General features: G+C 46.1%; 13 protein-coding genes. 2 read left to right on the top strand and 11 right to left on the bottom strand.

The annotated features are described in order from the left end of the window. Window positions 1-10 precede the first annotated feature (10 nt). The 6 genes from ABIO93_RS32205 to ABIO93_RS32230 form a co-directional block, all read right to left on the bottom strand. A complete protein-coding gene (locus tag ABIO93_RS32205) occupies window positions 11-2,431 on the bottom strand; it encodes an ABC transporter permease (protein ID WP_348074160.1) in 2,421 nt (806 codons plus the stop codon). A 29-nt stretch (window positions 2,432-2,460) separates the two neighbouring features. Further along, on the bottom strand, window positions 2,461-4,821 hold the full coding sequence (locus ABIO93_RS32210) for an ABC transporter permease (protein ID WP_348074161.1): 2,361 nt from the start codon (window positions 4,819-4,821) through the stop codon (window positions 2,461-2,463). Window positions 4,822-4,966: 145 nt separating this feature from the next. Beyond that, on the bottom strand, window positions 4,967-7,396 hold the full coding sequence (locus ABIO93_RS32215; protein WP_348074162.1) for an ABC transporter permease: 2,430 nt from the start codon (window positions 7,394-7,396) through the stop codon (window positions 4,967-4,969). Between the two features lie 4 nt (window positions 7,397-7,400). Continuing rightward, on the bottom strand, window positions 7,401-8,003 hold the full coding sequence (locus ABIO93_RS32220; RefSeq protein WP_348074163.1) for a hypothetical protein: 603 nt from the start codon (window positions 8,001-8,003) through the stop codon (window positions 7,401-7,403). A 29-nt stretch (window positions 8,004-8,032) separates the two neighbouring features. Then, window positions 8,033-8,710 (bottom strand): ABC transporter ATP-binding protein, encoded by a 678-nt coding sequence (locus ABIO93_RS32225; RefSeq protein ID WP_348074165.1) that lies wholly within the window; start codon window positions 8,708-8,710, stop codon window positions 8,033-8,035. Between the two features lie 134 nt (window positions 8,711-8,844). Next, window positions 8,845-10,092, bottom strand: a complete 1,248-nt coding sequence (locus ABIO93_RS32230) for an efflux RND transporter periplasmic adaptor subunit (RefSeq protein ID WP_348074231.1) — start codon at window positions 10,090-10,092, stop codon at window positions 8,845-8,847. A gap of 380 nt (window positions 10,093-10,472) precedes the next feature. Here ABIO93_RS32230 and ABIO93_RS32235 point away from each other — a divergent pair, with 380 nt between their 5' ends. Together ABIO93_RS32235 and ABIO93_RS32240 are read left to right on the top strand one after the other, a co-directional pair. Then, entirely contained in the window at window positions 10,473-11,840 is a 1,368-nt protein-coding gene (locus tag ABIO93_RS32235) for a sigma-54 dependent transcriptional regulator (RefSeq protein WP_348074166.1), read from the top strand. Between the two features lie 63 nt (window positions 11,841-11,903). Continuing rightward, on the top strand, window positions 11,904-13,850 hold the full coding sequence (locus tag ABIO93_RS32240) for a beta-L-arabinofuranosidase domain-containing protein (protein ID WP_348074167.1): 1,947 nt from the start codon (window positions 11,904-11,906) through the stop codon (window positions 13,848-13,850). On the opposite strand, the gene ABIO93_RS32245 is transcribed toward ABIO93_RS32240, so the two are convergent. The 5 genes from ABIO93_RS32245 to thiD all read right to left on the bottom strand — a co-directional run bounded on the left by ABIO93_RS32245 (window position 13,851) and on the right by thiD (window position 19,015). Next, the gene (locus tag ABIO93_RS32245; RefSeq protein WP_348074168.1) at window positions 13,851-14,807 is read right to left on the bottom strand and encodes an LEA type 2 family protein; all 957 of its coding nucleotides are present in this window, start codon (window positions 14,805-14,807) and stop codon (window positions 13,851-13,853) included. Window positions 14,808-14,932: 125 nt separating this feature from the next. Continuing rightward, complete coding sequence (locus ABIO93_RS32250; protein ID WP_348074170.1) at window positions 14,933-15,436, bottom strand: pyridoxamine 5'-phosphate oxidase family protein; 504 nt, start codon at window positions 15,434-15,436, stop codon at window positions 14,933-14,935. A gap of 106 nt (window positions 15,437-15,542) precedes the next feature. After that, on the bottom strand, window positions 15,543-17,861 hold the full coding sequence (locus ABIO93_RS32255; protein ID WP_348074171.1) for a TonB-dependent receptor: 2,319 nt from the start codon (window positions 17,859-17,861) through the stop codon (window positions 15,543-15,545). A 117-nt stretch (window positions 17,862-17,978) separates the two neighbouring features. Continuing rightward, complete coding sequence (locus ABIO93_RS32260) at window positions 17,979-18,164, bottom strand: hypothetical protein (protein ID WP_348074172.1); 186 nt, start codon at window positions 18,162-18,164, stop codon at window positions 17,979-17,981. Next, entirely contained in the window at window positions 18,161-19,015 is an 855-nt protein-coding gene (gene thiD, locus ABIO93_RS32265; RefSeq protein ID WP_348074173.1) for a bifunctional hydroxymethylpyrimidine kinase/phosphomethylpyrimidine kinase, read from the bottom strand. The genes ABIO93_RS32260 and thiD overlap by 4 nt, the downstream gene beginning before the upstream one ends. Window positions 19,016-19,115: the final 100 nt, after the last annotated feature.

Genomic DNA, 19,115 nt, shown 5'->3' on the forward strand with positions numbered 1-19,115 from the left:
CTATGACTTCCTACTCACTCTTCAAACTCTTCACGGGGTTCATTAATGCAGCTTTGATGGCCTGGAAACTGACGGTTGCTAATGCGATCAGCAATGAACCCGCACAGGAAACCATAAATACCCACCAGGGCATCGATGACCGGTACTCGTATTGATCTAGCCACGTATCCATCAGGTACCAGGTTACCGGCGTGGCAATCAGACTGGATATCAGTACGGAACCAGCAAAATCGCTGGTCAATAAGCCCCAGAGTCTGAGGGCAGATGCACCGAGCACTTTGCGAATGCCGATTTCCCTGGTTCGTTGTTCAATCAGGAAGGATACCATCCCGAAAAGACCGAGACAGCTGATAAAAATCGCCAAAAAGGCAGACAGTCGGGCCAAACTTGCGATGCGTTCTTCGCTCTGAAATTTTGCCTGAAATTCTTGATCCGCCAGTTTGTAGTCTAATGTGGCGTCTGGCGCATATTTTCTAAAAGCAGCCTCCACCTCGGTAATCGTCTGGGTAAAATCTGCCTTCGGATTCATTTTTAAAAACAAAAAATTCGGGGCATAGGTCATGAAATAGATCGTCTGCTTCACGGGTGCGAAGGGCGATTCCATCACCATGTCTTTCACTACTCCGACAATGTGATAGGCATCATCATTAAAAGTATCGTCCTTCCATCTGATCGTTTTGCCTACCGGGTCCTTGATGCCCATGTATTTGACAGCAGCCTCATTCAGGATAACGGCATTGGAATCAGATGAAAAAGATCTTTCAAAGTCTCTGCCTTCGCGAACCTGCCAGCCGACTGTCTTTCCGTAGTCATGTGATGCTGCGATGACTGCGAAACTTTCGTGGAGGCCGGGATCTTTGCCAGACCATGAGAAACCACCAGCATTGGAACGAACATCCGTAACCATTCCGGAAGATTGTGCTATGTGCACAATGTCAGGAGAACCTAACAATTCGTTCGTGAGCGCTTCCAGTGATCCATGAAAATTGGACATGCGGATATTGACCAGTCGTTCCCGGTCATAACCAACATGGCGGTCCCTGCCAAACTGAATTTGCCTCAGCACTATCCAGGTACCGGTGATCAGAATAATAGATAATGAAAATTGAATGACTACCAGCGCCCTGCGTGGAAAACCATTTGAATGTTTAGAGAAAGCCGAACCCGATTGGAGCACTTTCACAGGTTTGAAAGCAGATAGGTAAAATGCAGGATAGAGACCTGCTAAAACCGCAGTGATCGTGCAAACGGTTAAGCTACCGATCCAGAATAATGGCTGAGCTGCCAGATCATTTCCAGACAGAAAGACTATTTTTTTGCCTGAAAAAGCATTGAAAAACGGTAATATCAGTTCAACAAAGACCAATGCGAGCAGAAACGAGAAAACGACCATCATCATCGACTCGCACAAAAATTGAAAAATCAACTGACTGCGCATAGAACCCACTGCCTTTCGCACGCCTACTTCTCTTCCCCGTTTCTGTGAACGAGCGGTACTCAGATTCATGAAATTAATGCAGGCAAGGATCAGCACCAACACGCCGATGATGCTAAACAACCTTACATAAGCGATAAAACCTCCCGTATTCAGGCCATTCTCCCATTCCGAAAACAAATGCCATTTGTGCATAGGATGTAAAATAACGCCCGGCTTCAACATAGCCTCCGTCTTGATGTCGGTCACCCGGTTGAGCATTGCATTCTTTATTTTTCCCGAAACGGTCTCTATTGTTGTTTTAGGGGAAACCTGAACCAGTATTTCAAAAGTTTTTAAAGACCAGTTGCTCCTCGCCTCCTGCATCCATTTCCTCTTTTTTACCGAAACAAAAAGGTCCCATGGGCCAATAAAGGAAAGATCGCTAAACTGGGAATTATTGGGAAAATCTTTAAAGACACCAGCAACCTGCGCTTGCATTTCTCCATCAATGGTCAGGATTTTCCCAGTCGGGGAACTCCCGCCAAACATCGCTCTCGCAGTTGACTCAGAAATGAGCACTGAAGATTGATCTTTCAAAAAGGAACGCTTACCCGACAGCATTTCTGGCGCCAGTATTTCAGCTCCTTCCGGTTCCATAAATCTGCCTCGTTTCCTGAATCTGTTCTTTCCCACGACCAGGTCATAATCTGATGTATCCCAGGACAGGGCCACGTGCTCAAAATCACCAGGATAGCTTTTCCTAAGCTCTTCTGAAAGTGGAAAGGGCATATTAGGTGATGTTACTACCTCGCCATTTTGCACTGACTGCAACATAACCCTCGCCACCCGGGCAGAATTTGGGTTACCGCGATCAAAAGAAATTTCATCCCACACCCATAATGAAACCAGCATAGCGACAGCCATTCCTATACCAAGCCCGAGGATATTCACAAAGGAAAAAACCTTCGACTTAACAAGGCTCCGCCAAGCGATTTTGAGGTAGTTTTGGAACATTGGTTTTCTGGATATTAGCTAATAATTTCCTACTCGCTCTTCAAACTCTTCACGGGATTCATCAGTGCGGCTTTGATGGCTTGAAAACTGACGGTAAACAGCGCAATCAGCAATGCTGCAATGCCTGCGACGACGAAGTACCACCATTCAATATCAATGCGGTAGGCATATTTATCGAGCCAGCCTCTTAGAAAGTACCAGGCAATAGGAAAGGCGATTAAAGCAGCGAGCGCCACGAGTTTCACGAAATCCATTGAAAGCATTCCTACGACATTGGCAATGCTGGCACCCAACACTTTACGGACTCCGATCTCTTTGGTGCGCTGCTCGGCAGTGAATGCGGCAAGGCCAAACAAACCAAGGCAGGAAATGAAAATCGCAAGAAAAGCGAAGTAACTGGAAAGCTTGCTGACGACGTTTTCCGCCTTATACAAATTGCCAAATTCCTCGTCCGCGAAATGGTATTTGAACGGAATTCCAGGACTGTACTGCTTGAAAAGTTTCTCAATATTGGCAATGGCTTGCGTCGTCCGGCCTGCTTCCGTTCGGATCAGCGCCGCACCCCAGGTATCCTGTTTTGGTTGCAGGCTCACGATCAACGGCTCGATAGCCACGTGCAGGGAACCGATGTGAAAATCTTTCATTAAACCAATGATCTTGCCCTTCTTGCCCCACATCGTGAGCTCCTTACCGACCGGATCTTTATAGCCGATTTTCTTGGCCGCCGCTTCATTGATCAGGTAGTTGGAAGTATCAGTACCAAATTCCGGACTGAAATCGCGCCCATCCAAAAGCTTGATACCCATTGTTTTTACAAAACCATAACCCGACGGATTCACATTAAATAGCAGCTGCTGTGTTGTGTCTTTTCCAGGCCAGCGAACACCCTGCGTGGAGCTGCCGTAGCTCAACGGGTTAGCCTGAGAACTGGTCACAGACTTGATACCTGGCTCATTCTCCAATGCCTGCTTGAAAGAGGAAAAATTCTTCGCCATCCCCCTCTCTATGTCACTGATATACAACAGGTTTTCACGTGCAAAGCCAAGGTTCTTATTTTGGATATACTGGATCTGATTGTAAACCACAATCATGGAGAGGATGAGCAAAATGGACAGTCCGAACTGAAACACGACCAATCCCTGGCGAAAGTAGGCCGCACTGGGCTTGAATTTCAATGCGCCTTTCAACACGACTACCGGGTTCAGCGACGACATAAACAATGCAGGGTAGCTCCCTGCGATCAGGCCGGTCATTGCCGCCAACCCCAGCAGCAGTAAAAGCAATGATGGATCGAGAAAATCGAGATGTAGCTTTTTCTCAGTCAGCGTATTAAATGAAGGCAGCAAAACCACCACCAGTACGATCGCCAAGAAAAGTGCCAGGATCGTAATCAAAATGGATTCTCCCATAAACTGTGCGATCAGACTGCTTCGGTACGCCCCTACCACTTTACGCAAGCCTACTTCTTTCGCGCGCTTCACCGAACGTGCCGTAGCCAGATTCATGAAGTTGATACAGGCAATGATCAGAATGAAAATGGCGATAATGGTGAACATACGGACATATTCTATACGTCCTCCGTTCTGCTTGGCTGCTTCCCAATTGGAATACAGATAAGACTCCCCGTAATTGATCAGAAACAGCTCTACATTGCTATCCTTGTTTTTGGTCTTGATATAACCCTTAATCTTGGCATTGACCTTTTCAACCGATGTGTTACCGGATAGCATCACGACACAGCGGGGACCATTATTACCCCACTCCTGCGACCATTTGTTATTTTTTTGCCAACGGTCATAGCTCATCAGAAAATCGAATTGCATCGATGAGTAGGCTGAAATTTCTTTGAGAATACCTGTGACGATGACATTATCCTTGTTGTCAACGCGGATCGTTTTGCCCATAGGATCATGGCCCTTGAAATACTTATCTGCCAGTTTTTGCGAGATCACTATTCCGTCCGGCCGTTTCAATGCAGTCTTCGGATCGCCCTGGCTCAGTTCAAAAGAAAACATTGTCAGGAAATCGCCCTGTGCGTAACGTCCCTTTTCGTTGTCAAAAACATCGCCTGCCATCAACACGGGAGACTCTTCCCAAAGTAACTGACTGGCCATTTGAATCTCGGGAATGTCTTTTACGATATTTTCGGCGAGAATTCCCGGTGTAGAAGCAAATGTGTTGATACTCCCGGAATAGTACTGGTTCTCCATGACCGAAAAAAGCCGCGCATCATTCTTGTGAAAACGGTCCATCCTGACCTCGTCCTGCACCCACAACATAATGAGCAGGCTGCAAGCCATTCCCAGCGCGAGGCCAAGAATGTTAATCAGGCTGAACGTCTTGTTCTTCACCAAATTCCGCCACGCAATTTTCAGGTAGTTTTTGAACATATTAATTGGGCTGTCGGCTTTCAGCAATCGGCTGTCGGCGGTTTTGGAGTTAAAAGCTGTCGGCTTTTAGTGTATCAAAATCCTATTGGTCAATTTCAGTACCAAAGCACCTAGGTAACAAGTCAACGGCCGACAGCCGAAGTAATTATTCGCTCTTCAAACTCTTCATCGGGTTCATCAAAGCAGCCTTGACACTCTGGAAACTGACAGTTAACAGCGCAATGACGATCGCAAGCATTCCTGCTGCGACGAACATCCACCAGGCCAGATCTACATGGTAGGCAAAATCGTTGAGCCATTGATTCATGCCAAACCAGGAAATGGGGATACCTATAAAAATGGCGATGATGATCAATCTCAAAAATTCCTTCGAAAGCAACGTGACAATGTTCGCCACGCTAGCTCCAAGCACTTTTCTGACACCAATTTCCTTGGTCCGGCGCTCGGCGGTATAAGCCGACAGCCCGAATAATCCGAGGCATCCGATGATAATGGAAATAGCCGCAAAAGTGATAAAAATCCTTCCTACCCGCTCTTCACTGCGATAAACCTCGTTGAAATCTTCGTCCATGAAACGGTAGCTGAATGGTTGGCCCGGCGCCATTTTTTTCCAAAGCTGCTCGACCTGGCCGACCGTTTTGGCCATATCCCCACCATTCAGTTTGAAAACCACATTTCCACTGCTTTTGTATAGCACCAGACTCAGCGCTCCGATATTTTTCTTTAAAGATTCAAAGTGAAAGTTTTTTACCACGCCTATGATCGTGTAGGTTACTTTTTGTTTCAAAGCTGCATCCTCATATCCGAATATCCTTTTACCGACCGGATCGGTATATCCCAGCACTTTTGCAGCAGCTTCATTGATGACAATACCGGTAGAATCGGATGGAAATTCTTCCTGGAAAGGACGGCCGTTTGCCATTTGTAACCCCATTGTTTTCACAAAATCAAAATCCACAGCCCATTTCTGCATGTTAATGCCTTTGTCCTGCTGCATTTGTCCAACCGGGAAAAACGTATGATCAGTGCGGGAAGACGGCGTGGGCAAAAAGCTTGTTACCGTGGCACCTTCCACATTCGGAATGCGCAAAATCTGCTCTTTGAATGCCTTAACCTGATTATCAAGCGCATAGGCATCATTCACGATCAGCATCTGATCTTTGTTAAAGCCCAGCTTTTTGGTTTGGATAAAGTTCAGCTGACGATAAATCACGCCAGTACCTACGATGAGCATAACGGAAATCACAAATTGAAAAACAACGAGTGCATTACGCAGATAACCTCCCTTTCCTTGGAGCTCTACGCTGTTTTTCAACACTTTTAATGGCATAAATCCAGAAAGGAAAAATGCAGGATAACTCCCTGCCAGCATACCTACGACCCCGCCCGTTACCAACAATGCAACCCAGAACCAGACCTCGCTGATAGGGAACGTGACCTGCTTACCTGCCAGATTATTAAAATAAGGAAGTGCCCCGTAAGCCAGAATAATGGCCAATGCGAGTGAGAAGAAGCTCAGCATCACTGATTCAGTGAGAAACTGGCTGACGAGCGAAGAACGCTCGGAGCCCAGAGCTTTGCGCACGCCAACCTCCTTGGCACGGTTCGCCGAACGCGCCGTTGCGAGGTTCATAAAGTTTACGCAGGCAATGGTCAGCAGGAATAATGCTACGACCGCAAAAATATATACGTATTGAATATTTCCGTTGACATTGATCTCCGACGTCCGGTCCGAATGCAAATGGATGTCCGCGAGCGGCATGAGCGTGTAGCGCAGATAACTTCCCGACTTGCGGACCTCATCCAGCGAAGCGCCCAAAAAACTGACCAGCCATTTTGCCGTATATTTTTGAAGTACCGTTTCAAAGTTGCTTTCGAATTGCTTGGGATCAACGCCTTCTTTAAATAAAAGGTAGGTGTTAAAATTGTGGCTTCCCCAGGCATCTTGTCTGCTTTCTTCATTGGAACTCATAGAAAGCAACATATTCATGTCACGCAAATGTGACCGGGCGGGAATGTCCTGCATGACACCCGTAACCGTGAAAGTTTCAGAATTATCGACGATCAGCGGTTTGCCGATCGGGTTTTTTGTCCCGAAATATTTCCTTGCATCGGTTGCTGAAATGACAACCGTATGAGGATCTTTCAATGCTTTTTCGGGATCCCCCATTAACAACGGAATGGAGAACACTTTAAAAAAAGTGGAATCGGCATAAACAACATGTTCTTCTTTGAGGTTTTCTGCTGCTTCCGCCCTGCGCACAAGCTGACTGCCGTTTTCGCGAAGCCTTACAACTTGTTCAATCTGCGGATAATCCTTCTTCATTGTAAACGCAAGCGGATCCGGCGCGACCGCGAGCGACATATCTGCTCCTCCGAACCGAATATCCGCATTGATCCTGTAAATACGTTCCGCATGATCAAAAGACCGGTCATAGCTGAGCTCATCCACGACATACAGCGTGATCAGCAAACAGCTTGCCAGCCCCAGTGCAAGGCCAAAGATGTTCAGGAACGAGTAAAACTTGTGATTGCGAAGATTGCGCCACGCAATTTTCAAATAGTTTTCCAGCATAATTTCACATTTCTATCCCTTTTCCAGGAAGCTCTATTTCGTTCTCGAATTTTTCAATGATACGCTGACGTTCTTTTTCAGATTTGTCCGATGCGTCTACTGTTTTCTCGTAGATGTATTCCTCATTGTTTTTCATGAACCGGTATTTCAGGAACATCTCCCCTGAATCCGGACTATATCTGACATGTTTTGTAAATCCTTTGAGATCTGTACTTTCTGTTACCACATTGTCGGCATCGGGCTGGGCCATCACGTCGGAGTCTGCTCCGTTGGACGAATACATAATCGGTTCGGGGGATGCTTTCATGGTACCCATTCCAGGCGCTGGCTTCGGGGCGGAACGTGGCTTCGGAGGTTCCGGCAAGTTCATATTACCCGCCTCAATGGAATCCAGCACTTTGTCCCTCAATGCCATCCGCTCTTCCTTGGACAGTTCCTCCACATTGAAAGACTTGTTATAATTAACTTCCTTTCCGTCGATAGTGCCAGTCACGCGAATGGACAATGTTTTACCATCGTCATCAATGCTTCTGCTCAGATTATTTCTTTTCTGAGCAATCGCCAGCGTACTGACACCAGCGAGTAAAATGGTAAGGAGTTTTTTCATGGTCAGATTTGGTATTTGGCTTAATGCCTTTAAACATGCACCTTTTCGGTCACGATCTTTCCGTCAAACAGGTTGACGATCCTATGGGCGAAACCTGCATCGTATGGTGAGTGAGTTACCATCAGAATCGTGGTTCCTGCTCCGTTAAGCTGGCTTAACAGGTTCATTACTTCTTCCCCGTTTTTGGAGTCGAGGTTACCTGTAGGCTCATCCGCAAGAATGGTTTTAGGAGTGGCTACAACCGCACGTGCAATAGCCGTACGTTGCTGCTGCCCCCCTGATAACTGCTGTGGAAAGTGGTTGCGGCGGTGCATCATGTTCATGCGGGTAAGCGCTGCTTCTACTTTTTCCTTGCGTTCTGCGGGAGGTGTTTTCAGGTACAGCAATGGAAGCTCCACGTTTTCATAAACGGTAAGTTCGTCGATGAGGTTGAAGCTCTGGAACACAAAACCAATGTTACCCTTACGGATCTGAGCACGCTGACGCTCCGACATTTTCGCTACTTCCGTGCCATAAAATTCATAAGAACCTTCGCTTGGATTATCCAGCAGGCCGAGGATGTTGAGCAATGTGGATTTTCCGCAACCGGAAGGCCCCATTATCGCCACGAACTCTCCGTCTTTAATATCCATGTCAATGCCGTTCAGGGCAGTGGTTTCTACTTCCTCCGTAGAAAAAATCTTATGCAGGTTGTTAATCTTAATCATTGGGTTTTCTTTGGCTATCGGCTCTCAGCGATCGGCTGTCGGCCAGGTTGTGATTGATTGATTACTAATAGAGTTTATACTTCGGCGGTCGGCTGTCGGCTATCGATCTTGACTGCCGAGTGCCGACTGCCTTTTTAGAATTCCAACACCTCATTATCCCCGAAGTTCTCGTATGAGCTGGTGATCACTTTCTCACCGGGCTGCAACCCTTCCAGTACTTCGAAATATTCAGGGTTTTTGCGGCCTAATGTGATTTTGCGTTTCGCTGCGCGTTTTCCGCCGTCACCAACTACATATACCCAGTTTCCACCAGTTTCGGAGAAGAACCCGCCCACAGGCAGCAATGTCGCTTGCGAAGGTTGTCCCAGTTGCAGACGGATCGGTGCCGACTGGCCTCTTTTGATTAATTCAGGAGCGCCTTTATCGAACTGCATATCCACTTCAAAACGGCCGCTCAGTACCTCAGGATAGATCTTGGTGATTTTCAATGCGTAATCTTTTGCATTGAATTCCATGGAACCCTGTAATCCTGCAAAAATCCTTGAAATGTAATGCTCATCGACGCTAACCCGCATTTTGAAACCATTCAAGTCATCGATCTGGCCAATGTTCTGCCCCTGGTTGATGTTAGAACCTACTTCCACATTCATGGATGATAATAAACCAGACACGGGAGCTTTAACAGACAGGTTTTCAAGTGTTTGTCTCCACAGATTTACGTTTTTCTGAGTACTGGCCAATGTTCCTTCCAATTGCGTGATCTGCATTTTGGAGTTTTCTTCCTGGTATTTCTGAGATTCAACTTCAATGTCGCGTTGCTTGGTAAGGCGCTCAAATTCTCTTTTTGTCTTCAGATAATCTGCGTCAGGAATGACCTTATCTTTATAGAGTTTGGTATTACGGTCATGCGCATCTTTGGCTTGATCAATCTGGAAATCCAGTTCGCTTAATGTCTTTTGAAGATTAAATCGTGCGATTCTAAGACTCTGGCGTGTATTTTGAAGATCATTAACCAATCGGCTGGCTTCTGTTTCTGATTGCAGGAAGCTCAGTTTCAGGTTTTGGTTTTCCAGTTTCAAGAGTACATCTCCTTGTTTTACCATGTTACCACCTTCGATCAGTTTTTCGGTAACATATCCGCCTACAATCGCATCGAGCTGGATGGTTTTCAATGGCTGAACCACCCCGGTTACCACGATGAACTCATCGAACTTGCCTTGCTTTACAGTGGAGATTGTCAGTTTATCCTGTTCAACGTTCAGTTTGCTGCGTTTATCAGCAAAAAAGAATTGGTAAACCAGAAAAGCAACCAAAAGGGTACTACCGGCGATGATACCGATCCGCTGGGTAGTCCAGAACTTCTTGGGTTTCAGTTTGTCCATAGACGACGATCCTCCGGTAAATCCGTTATTGGTGCTTGCTGAGTTAGGTGTTTTAACTTCCATTATATGATAGTGATTGAGATTCGATAGTTGCACTTTCCTATACATTATCCAATCACTATGCCAAAGAAACCAAACCGTTATAATATCTTGAAAATCAATACAATCTAATAATTTCTACCAGTTTTCAATGTCCGTTATCGGACATTTTTGTTCGGCGGCGGACAAGCATATTGATGCCCTTTTTCGGGTAAAATAGTTACTTTTTGATTGGTTATGAAATAAAATTCGAATTGCATCCGCTATCTTACCAAACAATTCAGAATAGAGCCGATTATCGCAGAAATTTACCCTTTTGCGCACCACAAGAAAGAACAGCCATGCAACTCTCCGAAGCCAAAATCCTGATTATTGACGATGACGTCGATGTGCTCAGCGCAGCCAAATTGCTGCTCAAACGCCATGCAAAAGCCGTCGATATAGAAAAGAACCCACAAAAATTACCTTTCCTGGTCACCAACGGTGATTATAACCTGGTCCTGCTGGACATGAATTTTACCCGCGACGTGAATAGCGGACGCGAAGGTTTTCATTGGCTCGACCGTATTCTTGACATTAACCCAGCCGCCAAAGTGATCATGATCACGGCTTACGGCGACATTGAAATGGCGATCAGGGCTATAAAGGCTGGCGCCATTGATTTTGTGTTGAAACCCTGGGAAAATGATAAATTGCTGGCAACCATTGCAGTAGCACTCGAAGGCGGCAAGGATAAAGTCGTTGCCGTAGCCGAAGAAAAATCAAAAGACGATGGTAAAAAAGGCAAATCAACCTCCGATACCATTGTCGCTACCAGTGAAAGTATGCGCCAGGTGCTCGGGACTGCAGAACGTGTGGCGGCTACCGATGCCAATGTACTGGTACTCGGCGAGAACGGTACCGGTAAAACCCAGCTTGCCAAGCACATACACCAGCATTCCAAGCGCTCCGACAAGCCGTTTGTAGTAGTGGATCTAGGTGCACTGAGTGAGTCATTGTTTGAAAGCGAGCTTTTTGGCCACGTCAAAGGTGCATTTACCGATGCAAAAGAAGACCGCGCGGGCAGATTTGAAGAAGCAAAAGGCGGAACGATATTTCTCGACGAGATCGGAAACCTTACATTGGGATTACAAGCCAAACTATTGACCGTTATTCAGGAACGTCGCGTAACGCGGGTAGGCTCCAACAAGCCCATTGCGCTGGACGTGCGCCTGATCTGCGCGACCAATATGAACATCGAAAAAATGGTGACGGAAAAAGTATTCCGCCAGGATCTTTTGTACAGGATCAACACCATTGAGCTGGATTTGCCACCGCTCCGCGATCGTCCCGAAGACATTGGTGCCCTGGCCGATTTTTATCTGAAACAATACGCTAAAAAATACAACCGCCCGGTTAATGATATCAGTAATGCATTGATCAAGAAGATGCAGCAGTACAACTGGCCGGGAAATATCCGTGAATTGCAGCACGCTATTGAACGCGCCGTGATCCTTTCGCAGGAAAAAACATTGCAACCCGATGACCTTTTCCTAAAAAGCTCAGGTGGCCAGCCCACCACGGCGACAGGCTTTGACCTGGAAGACATGGAAAAAACGATGATCGTGAAAGCGATGAAACGTTTCAACGGGAACATTACCGATGCAGCGCGCGAACTCGGACTCAGCAGGGCCGCACTTTACCGCAGAATGGAGAAGTACGGGCTGTAACTGGCATGTTTTTTGGGCTAACAGGAGCGATAGTACTCGATTTTAAATCAATTTGTTCCGGTAATGACCAAATATATTCCATTCTTCTGCCTGATTTTTTGCTGTAATCTTTTATTCGCCCAGGAAACTAAAATTGCCCCCGTCCATTTAAAAAACGTCAAAACCAGTCAGGGTTTTTGGCATGACCGTGTGCAATCCGCTCAGAATGTAACCATTCCGCATGCTTTGCAACAATGTGAAGAATCGGGCCGGATCAACAATTTTGCAGTCGCTGGTGGACTCGCAAAAGGCAAATTTGAAGGCGTCCGTTTCAATGACTCGGACGTTTTCAAAGTAGTGGAAGGGGCCGCCTATGTACTTCAAAATCACTACGATCCTAAGCTGGATCACTATCTGGATAGCCTGATCACTCTATTTGCAGCCGCCCAGGAACCCGACGGCTACCTGTACACACTCCGTACAATCAACAAAGACACGACCGGCTCCTACGACTGGATCGCGGGCCCATACCGATATTCTTTCGAAAACGGCAGCCATGAGCTCTACAATGTGGGGCACCTTTATGAAGCAGCCGTTGCACACTACGAAGCCACCGGCAAAAAGAACCTGCTCAATGTTGCGATTAAAAATGCAGATCATTTGGTCAAAACCATCGGCCCTAAACCCGGGCAACTGGTAGTAGTGCCGGGTCATGAAGAAATCGAAATAGCATTGATCAGGCTCTACCGTACTACCGGCAAAAAAGAATACCTCGATCTCTCCCGTTTTTTTATCGACATGCGCGGTCGCTCCGACAAGCGTACATTGTTTCTGGACGAGCACAAGCTTGGGCCTTCCTACTTTCAGGATCAGGTACCGTTTGTTCGCCAGCGTGAGGCGGTGGGGCATGCGGTACGTGCGCAGTACCTGTACACTGCTGTGGCTGACATGCTGACGCTGGAAAATAATCCGCAGTACAACACCGCCATTCACGCGATCTGGGATGACGCTACTTACAAAAAACAATACATTACTGGCGGCGTGGGCGCGCGGGAAGACGGAGAGGCATTTGATAAAGAGTACGTTCTGCCTAATGATAATGCTTACGCAGAAACCTGCGCTGCCATAGCTAACATGCTTTGGAATCATAAAATGTACCTATCTACCGGCGAGGCCAAGTATATGGACGTTTTCGAACGTGTGCTTTACAATGGTTTTCTGGGTGGAATGTCCGTCAATGGCGATAAATATTTTTATGTCAATCCAATGGCTTCCAATGGGGTGAATGATTTCAAAAGCGGGCACGGGGCTGAGAGGCAGTCGTGGTTTGGGACAGCTTGCTGCCCTACCAATGTATCGCGCTTCCTGCCGTCGATGCCAGGTTACATTTACGCTACACATGGTAATGAGCTTATTGTGAATCTATTCGCCGCTAATGAGGCCAGTCTTACGGTCGGTAATGTGCCGGTTAAACTGGCTCAACAGACCAATTATCCCTGGGAGGGAAATATCAAAATCATAGTTTCACCAGAAAAACCCACCAATTTTCCACTATCCATCCGCATTCCGGGCTGGGCTGCGGGCGAGGCAATTCCTGGTAATTTGTACACCTATCAGGATAAACTTTCTAAACCGGTTACCGTGTTGATCAATGGAAAAAAAAGTGATGCGACCATTGAAAAAGGCTATCTCAAACTGACCCGCCCCTGGAAAAAGGGAGACGTAATAGAACTGACGTTGGATATGCCTGTACGCACAGTAGTGTCGAACGAAAATGTTAAAACCAATCAGGGCAAAGTCGCTATCGAGCGCGGGCCGGTGTTATATTGCGCGGAAGGTCACGATAACGATGGTAAGGCACTTGCCATCCGAGTATCAGGCACTCAGTCATTTGTTCCGCAGTTCCAGAAAGACCTGCTCGGCGGTATCAATGTGCTGAAAGCCAATGAAGGCAACATTACATTGATCCCCTACTATGCCTGGGCAAACCGCGGCGCGAACGAAATGACGATCTGGTTTGATGCCAAATAATCATTTTTTCAAATTCTTTTGAACGGTTTCAACGTCCTTCAACTCACCATTGACGATGACATTCACATTGCTGTTTTTGAATATCTCATTTTCAGAAACCAACTTACTTTTGAAATAAAGCGTAAATGGAAGCGACTTGCCTTGCGCAATCAACTGGCCGGTCGCTTTCAAAATTTTACCCATATCAATGGCCAGCGGAATCTCGTAGATTTCACTGCTTTTCCCTTTAATTTTAGTAGTCCCCTTTACACTTCCCTCAGCCAACCGCTTTTGCTTGCCCAGATCCACCACATACGAAGGATCTTCAAATTGAACCGGAAATGGGTTTTGATTTGAAAATTTGAGTTTCAGCACTACCTCTGACTTCGATAACCGGAACTTCGTCATATCGTAATCCACAATTTCCACTTTCGGAAGTCGGTATAGCGGCAGTCTTTTATCCATGTCCAGCACAATGGTGTCTTTACCCAGAAATGGTTTGGCCAGATGAAAACGGCCTTCGAAATGGTAGTCGGCGCTATCTTGCCCTTTTGCAGCCTCCGCATCCCCTTCTGCTTTTAGATCCTTAATTTTCAACTGTGACGGTAATTCCACAACTGTGCTATCTCGTGCTTCCAGCCGCAGTGGCTTTGCATACCTGTTATCAACAATCGTCACACCATTCATTTTGACAAAATAATTGAAGTCTTTAATGTCCAAACCAACAGGTAATGGGTTGTCGACCAGCAATTTCAATGTAAGGTCAATGGTACTATCGGTAATGTTACTGATCTGCCCCAATCCCATTTCCACCCTGGGTTTTAGTCCCGAAACCGGATTGGCATTTTCACTCTTATATTTTTTGAAAAAATACCACCCCAGACCTGCTATCACAAGTACAACAAAAAGTATCAATGCAATTTTCGGGAGCCTGTTTTGGTGCATGGGAATTGATTTAATGTGATCAAGTTGAAGCATTTGTTAAAAAAATCATTCCTTATTCGGATGATCGGTTTGCTCCGTCCCTTTCGTAAACAGCCTAATCGCAAAAATGGCTGATCGACATTTGTCAACCAGCCATTTTCCATTTCAATATATCCAACTCATCCAACCAGATTCAACTTTCCGTGGTCACCTCCCTCAGGAGTGGTTCCTGTCAGCACAGCTTTAATCATGGAGAAAAATACAATCATTTTGGACGAAGTACTGTCCCAATATGCCGCTTCATCGGTGGTTACTTTCAATACCACCAGGTTAGGATCGTCCTTACCTTCCGGAAACCACGCTTTCGACATGGGGTTCCACAGTTCCTCTTTTCTCGTTTCGCTTTCTATGATGGCCGCATTCCCTGAAACGCTAATGTACGTGTTGTTTTTGGGGTCAGAATAAATCAGTGTTACTGGCTCTCTGCGGTCTGTTTCCTCACCAATTTCTGTATTGCGACTGGTGAAAAACCATGCATTTCCGTCGTCGTCAATTTCCAATGTAGTCATCGGTCTTGACGCTATTTTCCCATCATTGTAAGTGGTATACATACAAAAGCGGATGTCTTCTGCCAGTGATTTAAGTTTTTTTATTGCTTCTTTATTTTCAAAATCCTTTTCCATAACTGTTGTATTTTTAATCTTCTGAAATAACCATTCTGAAAAGATCCTTAAAACAACCGTTCCAAAGTTGGAAGCATCAGCTGCGCATTAATTCAACATTAGGATCTTAAAATTCAAGGCGATAGTTCAGGATTGGAAGCAAACCGGTTTGAGTAATGAGTTCCACACGGTCTTTTTTCCTGTCATAATGCTGGTCATAGGCATTCAAACGATTGGTCACATTCTGGATATCCAGCGAAATGGTCGAGGTAGTGCGCCTTTTGTTTTTGGTATAACTTACCCGAAGATCCGACCGGAAATAATGGGGCAATTGTTCTGAATAACTCCTCGTCCAGTCTCTCTCAGTCTTACCTGTTTCCCTTGATTTTGCAAGATCAATAGGCGTCGTACGATTGCCGCCGGCAGCAAGCAGTTTGATATTTGCTGCGAAAATATTGGTCTTGTTTTTCCCCACTTTCCATTCTTTCCCAGCCAACACATTCTGCACATACTGACCATTAAACCTGCTATCACGCTCAATTCCGTCACGTCCTGTGTATTTTGACTGGTAAAGCGACGTGGTACTCATCAGGTAAAAACCACCTGTCAACGCTTTTTCCACGGTCAGTTCCACGCCATAACTGCGTCCTTTTCCATCGCTGGTTAGCGAGTCACTCACGACACCGCTGATCTCATTAATCTGCGAATTGTGTAGAAGTAAAGGCGTTGTCGTGTTAGCAGGGCCGATTGGTACATTATAATGATGCTGGTAGTAAGTTTCTCCCAAAATCCGCCAGCTGGACGTTGGCCGGAATTCATAACCCAGTACCAAATGTGCAGATTTGGTCAGTTTAAGGTTCTTATTGAGCAGGTCCGTCTTGCCATCGGGTATTTTCACCTGCGCAAAATAGGTTGAGATAGACTCGGTTTTGCTATGCAAACCTGCGCCAAAACTGATCGTGGATTTCGGCGCCACCGACCATTTCATACCAAGTCTAGGCTCGATTGAATGTTGGTTATTCAGTCCCAAAAGCATTCCATGCAAGCCTGCGTTGATGGTTACGGTAGGCGATACACGCGACTTCCATTGCGCATAACCCTGGAACAGCTGCGTATTTCCTTTCCCGTCAACATTGACCCGAAATGGACCGTCCTCATCATCCCGGTCAAAAAGGTTAAAATCGAGATGATTCACAATGATACCCAACCTCACCGTATTTCTTGCATTCACCTTGTAGTTATAAAGTGAAGAAATCCTGAGCGCCTGATTGACGAAATTTTGCTGATAAGTAGCTTTCAGATCTTTGTCATAAAAATCCCCGGTCTGGCTCGTAGCAGAGTAAGAAACGATGTTTTCCATGTAAGAACGGTTGTTAATGTACCTCAGGTAATTGACCCCGATCATGCCACGATTGGATTTGAATTTTTCTTTAAACTCATCATCATCCACAGTCGACGTACTTAATCCCCCCATTCCCCAAACGGTGACCACCACTTTTTCGTCGTAAGGAATATATACCTTAAAAGCAGCATCCTGAAAATCGATCGAAGCATCGCCGTTGAGATTAACCCCAATCTTATTAAGAACAGAAAGGGTAGAATAGCGGTAATTAGCCAGATAAGAAGCTCCGCCTTTCGGACCAATCGGGCCCTCCGCGGCGAAATCGAGTCCAAGGATTCCGGCTTGCAATGCATATTCCCGCTTTTCATTGTTTCCTTTCCTTAGTTTTAAATCAAATACACCCGAAGTCGCATTACCATATTCCGCCGGAAAAGCACCTGTGAGGAAATCCGAATTACCCAGTACATTGGCACTAAGCGCACTTATTCCGCCTCCGCTGGAACCCTCCTGGGCAAAATGGTTCGGATTGGGAATTTCGACTCCCTCCATTCTCCACAGCATTCCCTTGGGGCTGTTTCCACGGATAACGATCTGATTACTACCGTCGTCATTGGTAGCGACACCGGCAAATGACAAAGCCATACGGGCAGGGTCATTGACAGCAGCTGCAAAACGTTTGGTCTGGTCGACGGTAAAAGAGCGGCCACTCACGCTGACCATATCATTGAGCGGGGCACCATTTTCCTTTTGCGCTTTGATAACCACTTCATTCAACGCCCGGAATGACTCCGTGAGCTTGATATTCAGCTCCACTTCTTTTCCCGAGCCCACATTGATTTCCTGAAGAGAAGCGTCGTCGTAACCAACGCTGGTAATTTTGAATGAATGGCGGCCAACCGGCACATTTTCGATACGGAAGTTCCCCTCAGTGTCGGTAGCAGCGCCAACGATCGGGTTGAGGGAAGTGATAATTACATTGGCACCGATAACGGGCTGCTGGGATTCGGTGTCGATCACCCGGCCTTTGACAGTTTGCGTAGGTTGCTGAGCATGAGCCAGGGCGCACCACGCCCCGGCCAATAATGTGAAGAGATATTTTTTCATAGCTGTTGTTTTCAATTCTGACAACTCAGCTATGGCTTACCCTAAATTTGGGTTAAAAAATATTTATTACATTTAAATCAACTAACCTGTGTAATAGATAAATGCATCACTTGTATCTTAAAATCCTGGAATAGGATCATCAAAGCCGTCCAATATCTCAATAAGCCCCTTTGCCTTCCCTGCAATTTTTTTACTCGATTTCACTCGGGATTTAGGATTTAATGAGTCAATGAATTGTGAAACCTCAGCTTTTTGATGCTGGGTTAACCCGGATAATTTGCCGAATAATTTTACATCAATCATAACAAGCTTGTTTTTAAAATTTGCATCGGCAGCGGAGCATACGAATGATTGAGTGGTCCGGGGCCGTGACCGGTTTTGATGTCCTTCCCGGCTTCGATCGCGCCGGAAATGTATTCTTTGGCAAAAATGATTGCTTCTGTAAGTGAATTGCCTTTGGCGACCCAGGTGGCGATCGCCGATGACAATGTGCAGCCTGTACCGTGTACATTGGGGCTGTCAATAAAGTCTGATTCCAATGTAAGGGTGTCCTGGCCAAGCTGCGCATAAACATCGTATAATGTCGGCCCTATCAGATGGCCTCCTTTCAGCAATACCGCCTTGCAGCCTCTGCGGATCATTTCCGAAGCTGCCATTTTCATACTTTCAAGAGAGTCAATCTTGCCTTCGATCAGGATCTGAGCTTCGTCCAGATTGGGCGTGATCAGGTTGATGAGCGGAAATAATTCGCTCCAAAATACTTCAACAGTTTCCTCACGAATCAGTTTGGAGCCACTCGTGGACACCATTACCGGGTCGAAAACTACAAACCGGGGTTTGAAACGATGCAATACGTCTGCTATAACCAGTGCTGCCTCCACAGTATTGACCATCCCGATCTTGACCGCATCAATGGTAATGTCTTCAAAAACAGCTTCCAACTGTTCCCGTAAAAATGCTGGCGGAACGGAATGTGTAGCCCTTACACCGAGGGTGTTCTGAGCTGTCAATGCAGTAATCGCGGAGGCTCCGTAAGCGCCCAGCGCGGAAATGGTTTTAAGATCAGCCTGAATGCCGGCAGCCCCGCCACTATCCGAGCCAGCTATGGTTAGTATGGTGGGATATCGGTTGATCAATTCTCGATGAAACTCCATATTCCGGCAGTTTTATAATTTTTACAAAGGATTTGACCTAAGGAAAGAAGCCGCGAATGTAGTAGTTTTGGGTGGTTATTAAAAAAGACACTTACCTGAT

This window comes from Dyadobacter sp., from assembly GCF_039919315.1.
Lineage (GTDB): Bacteria > Bacteroidota > Bacteroidia > Cytophagales > Spirosomataceae > Dyadobacter.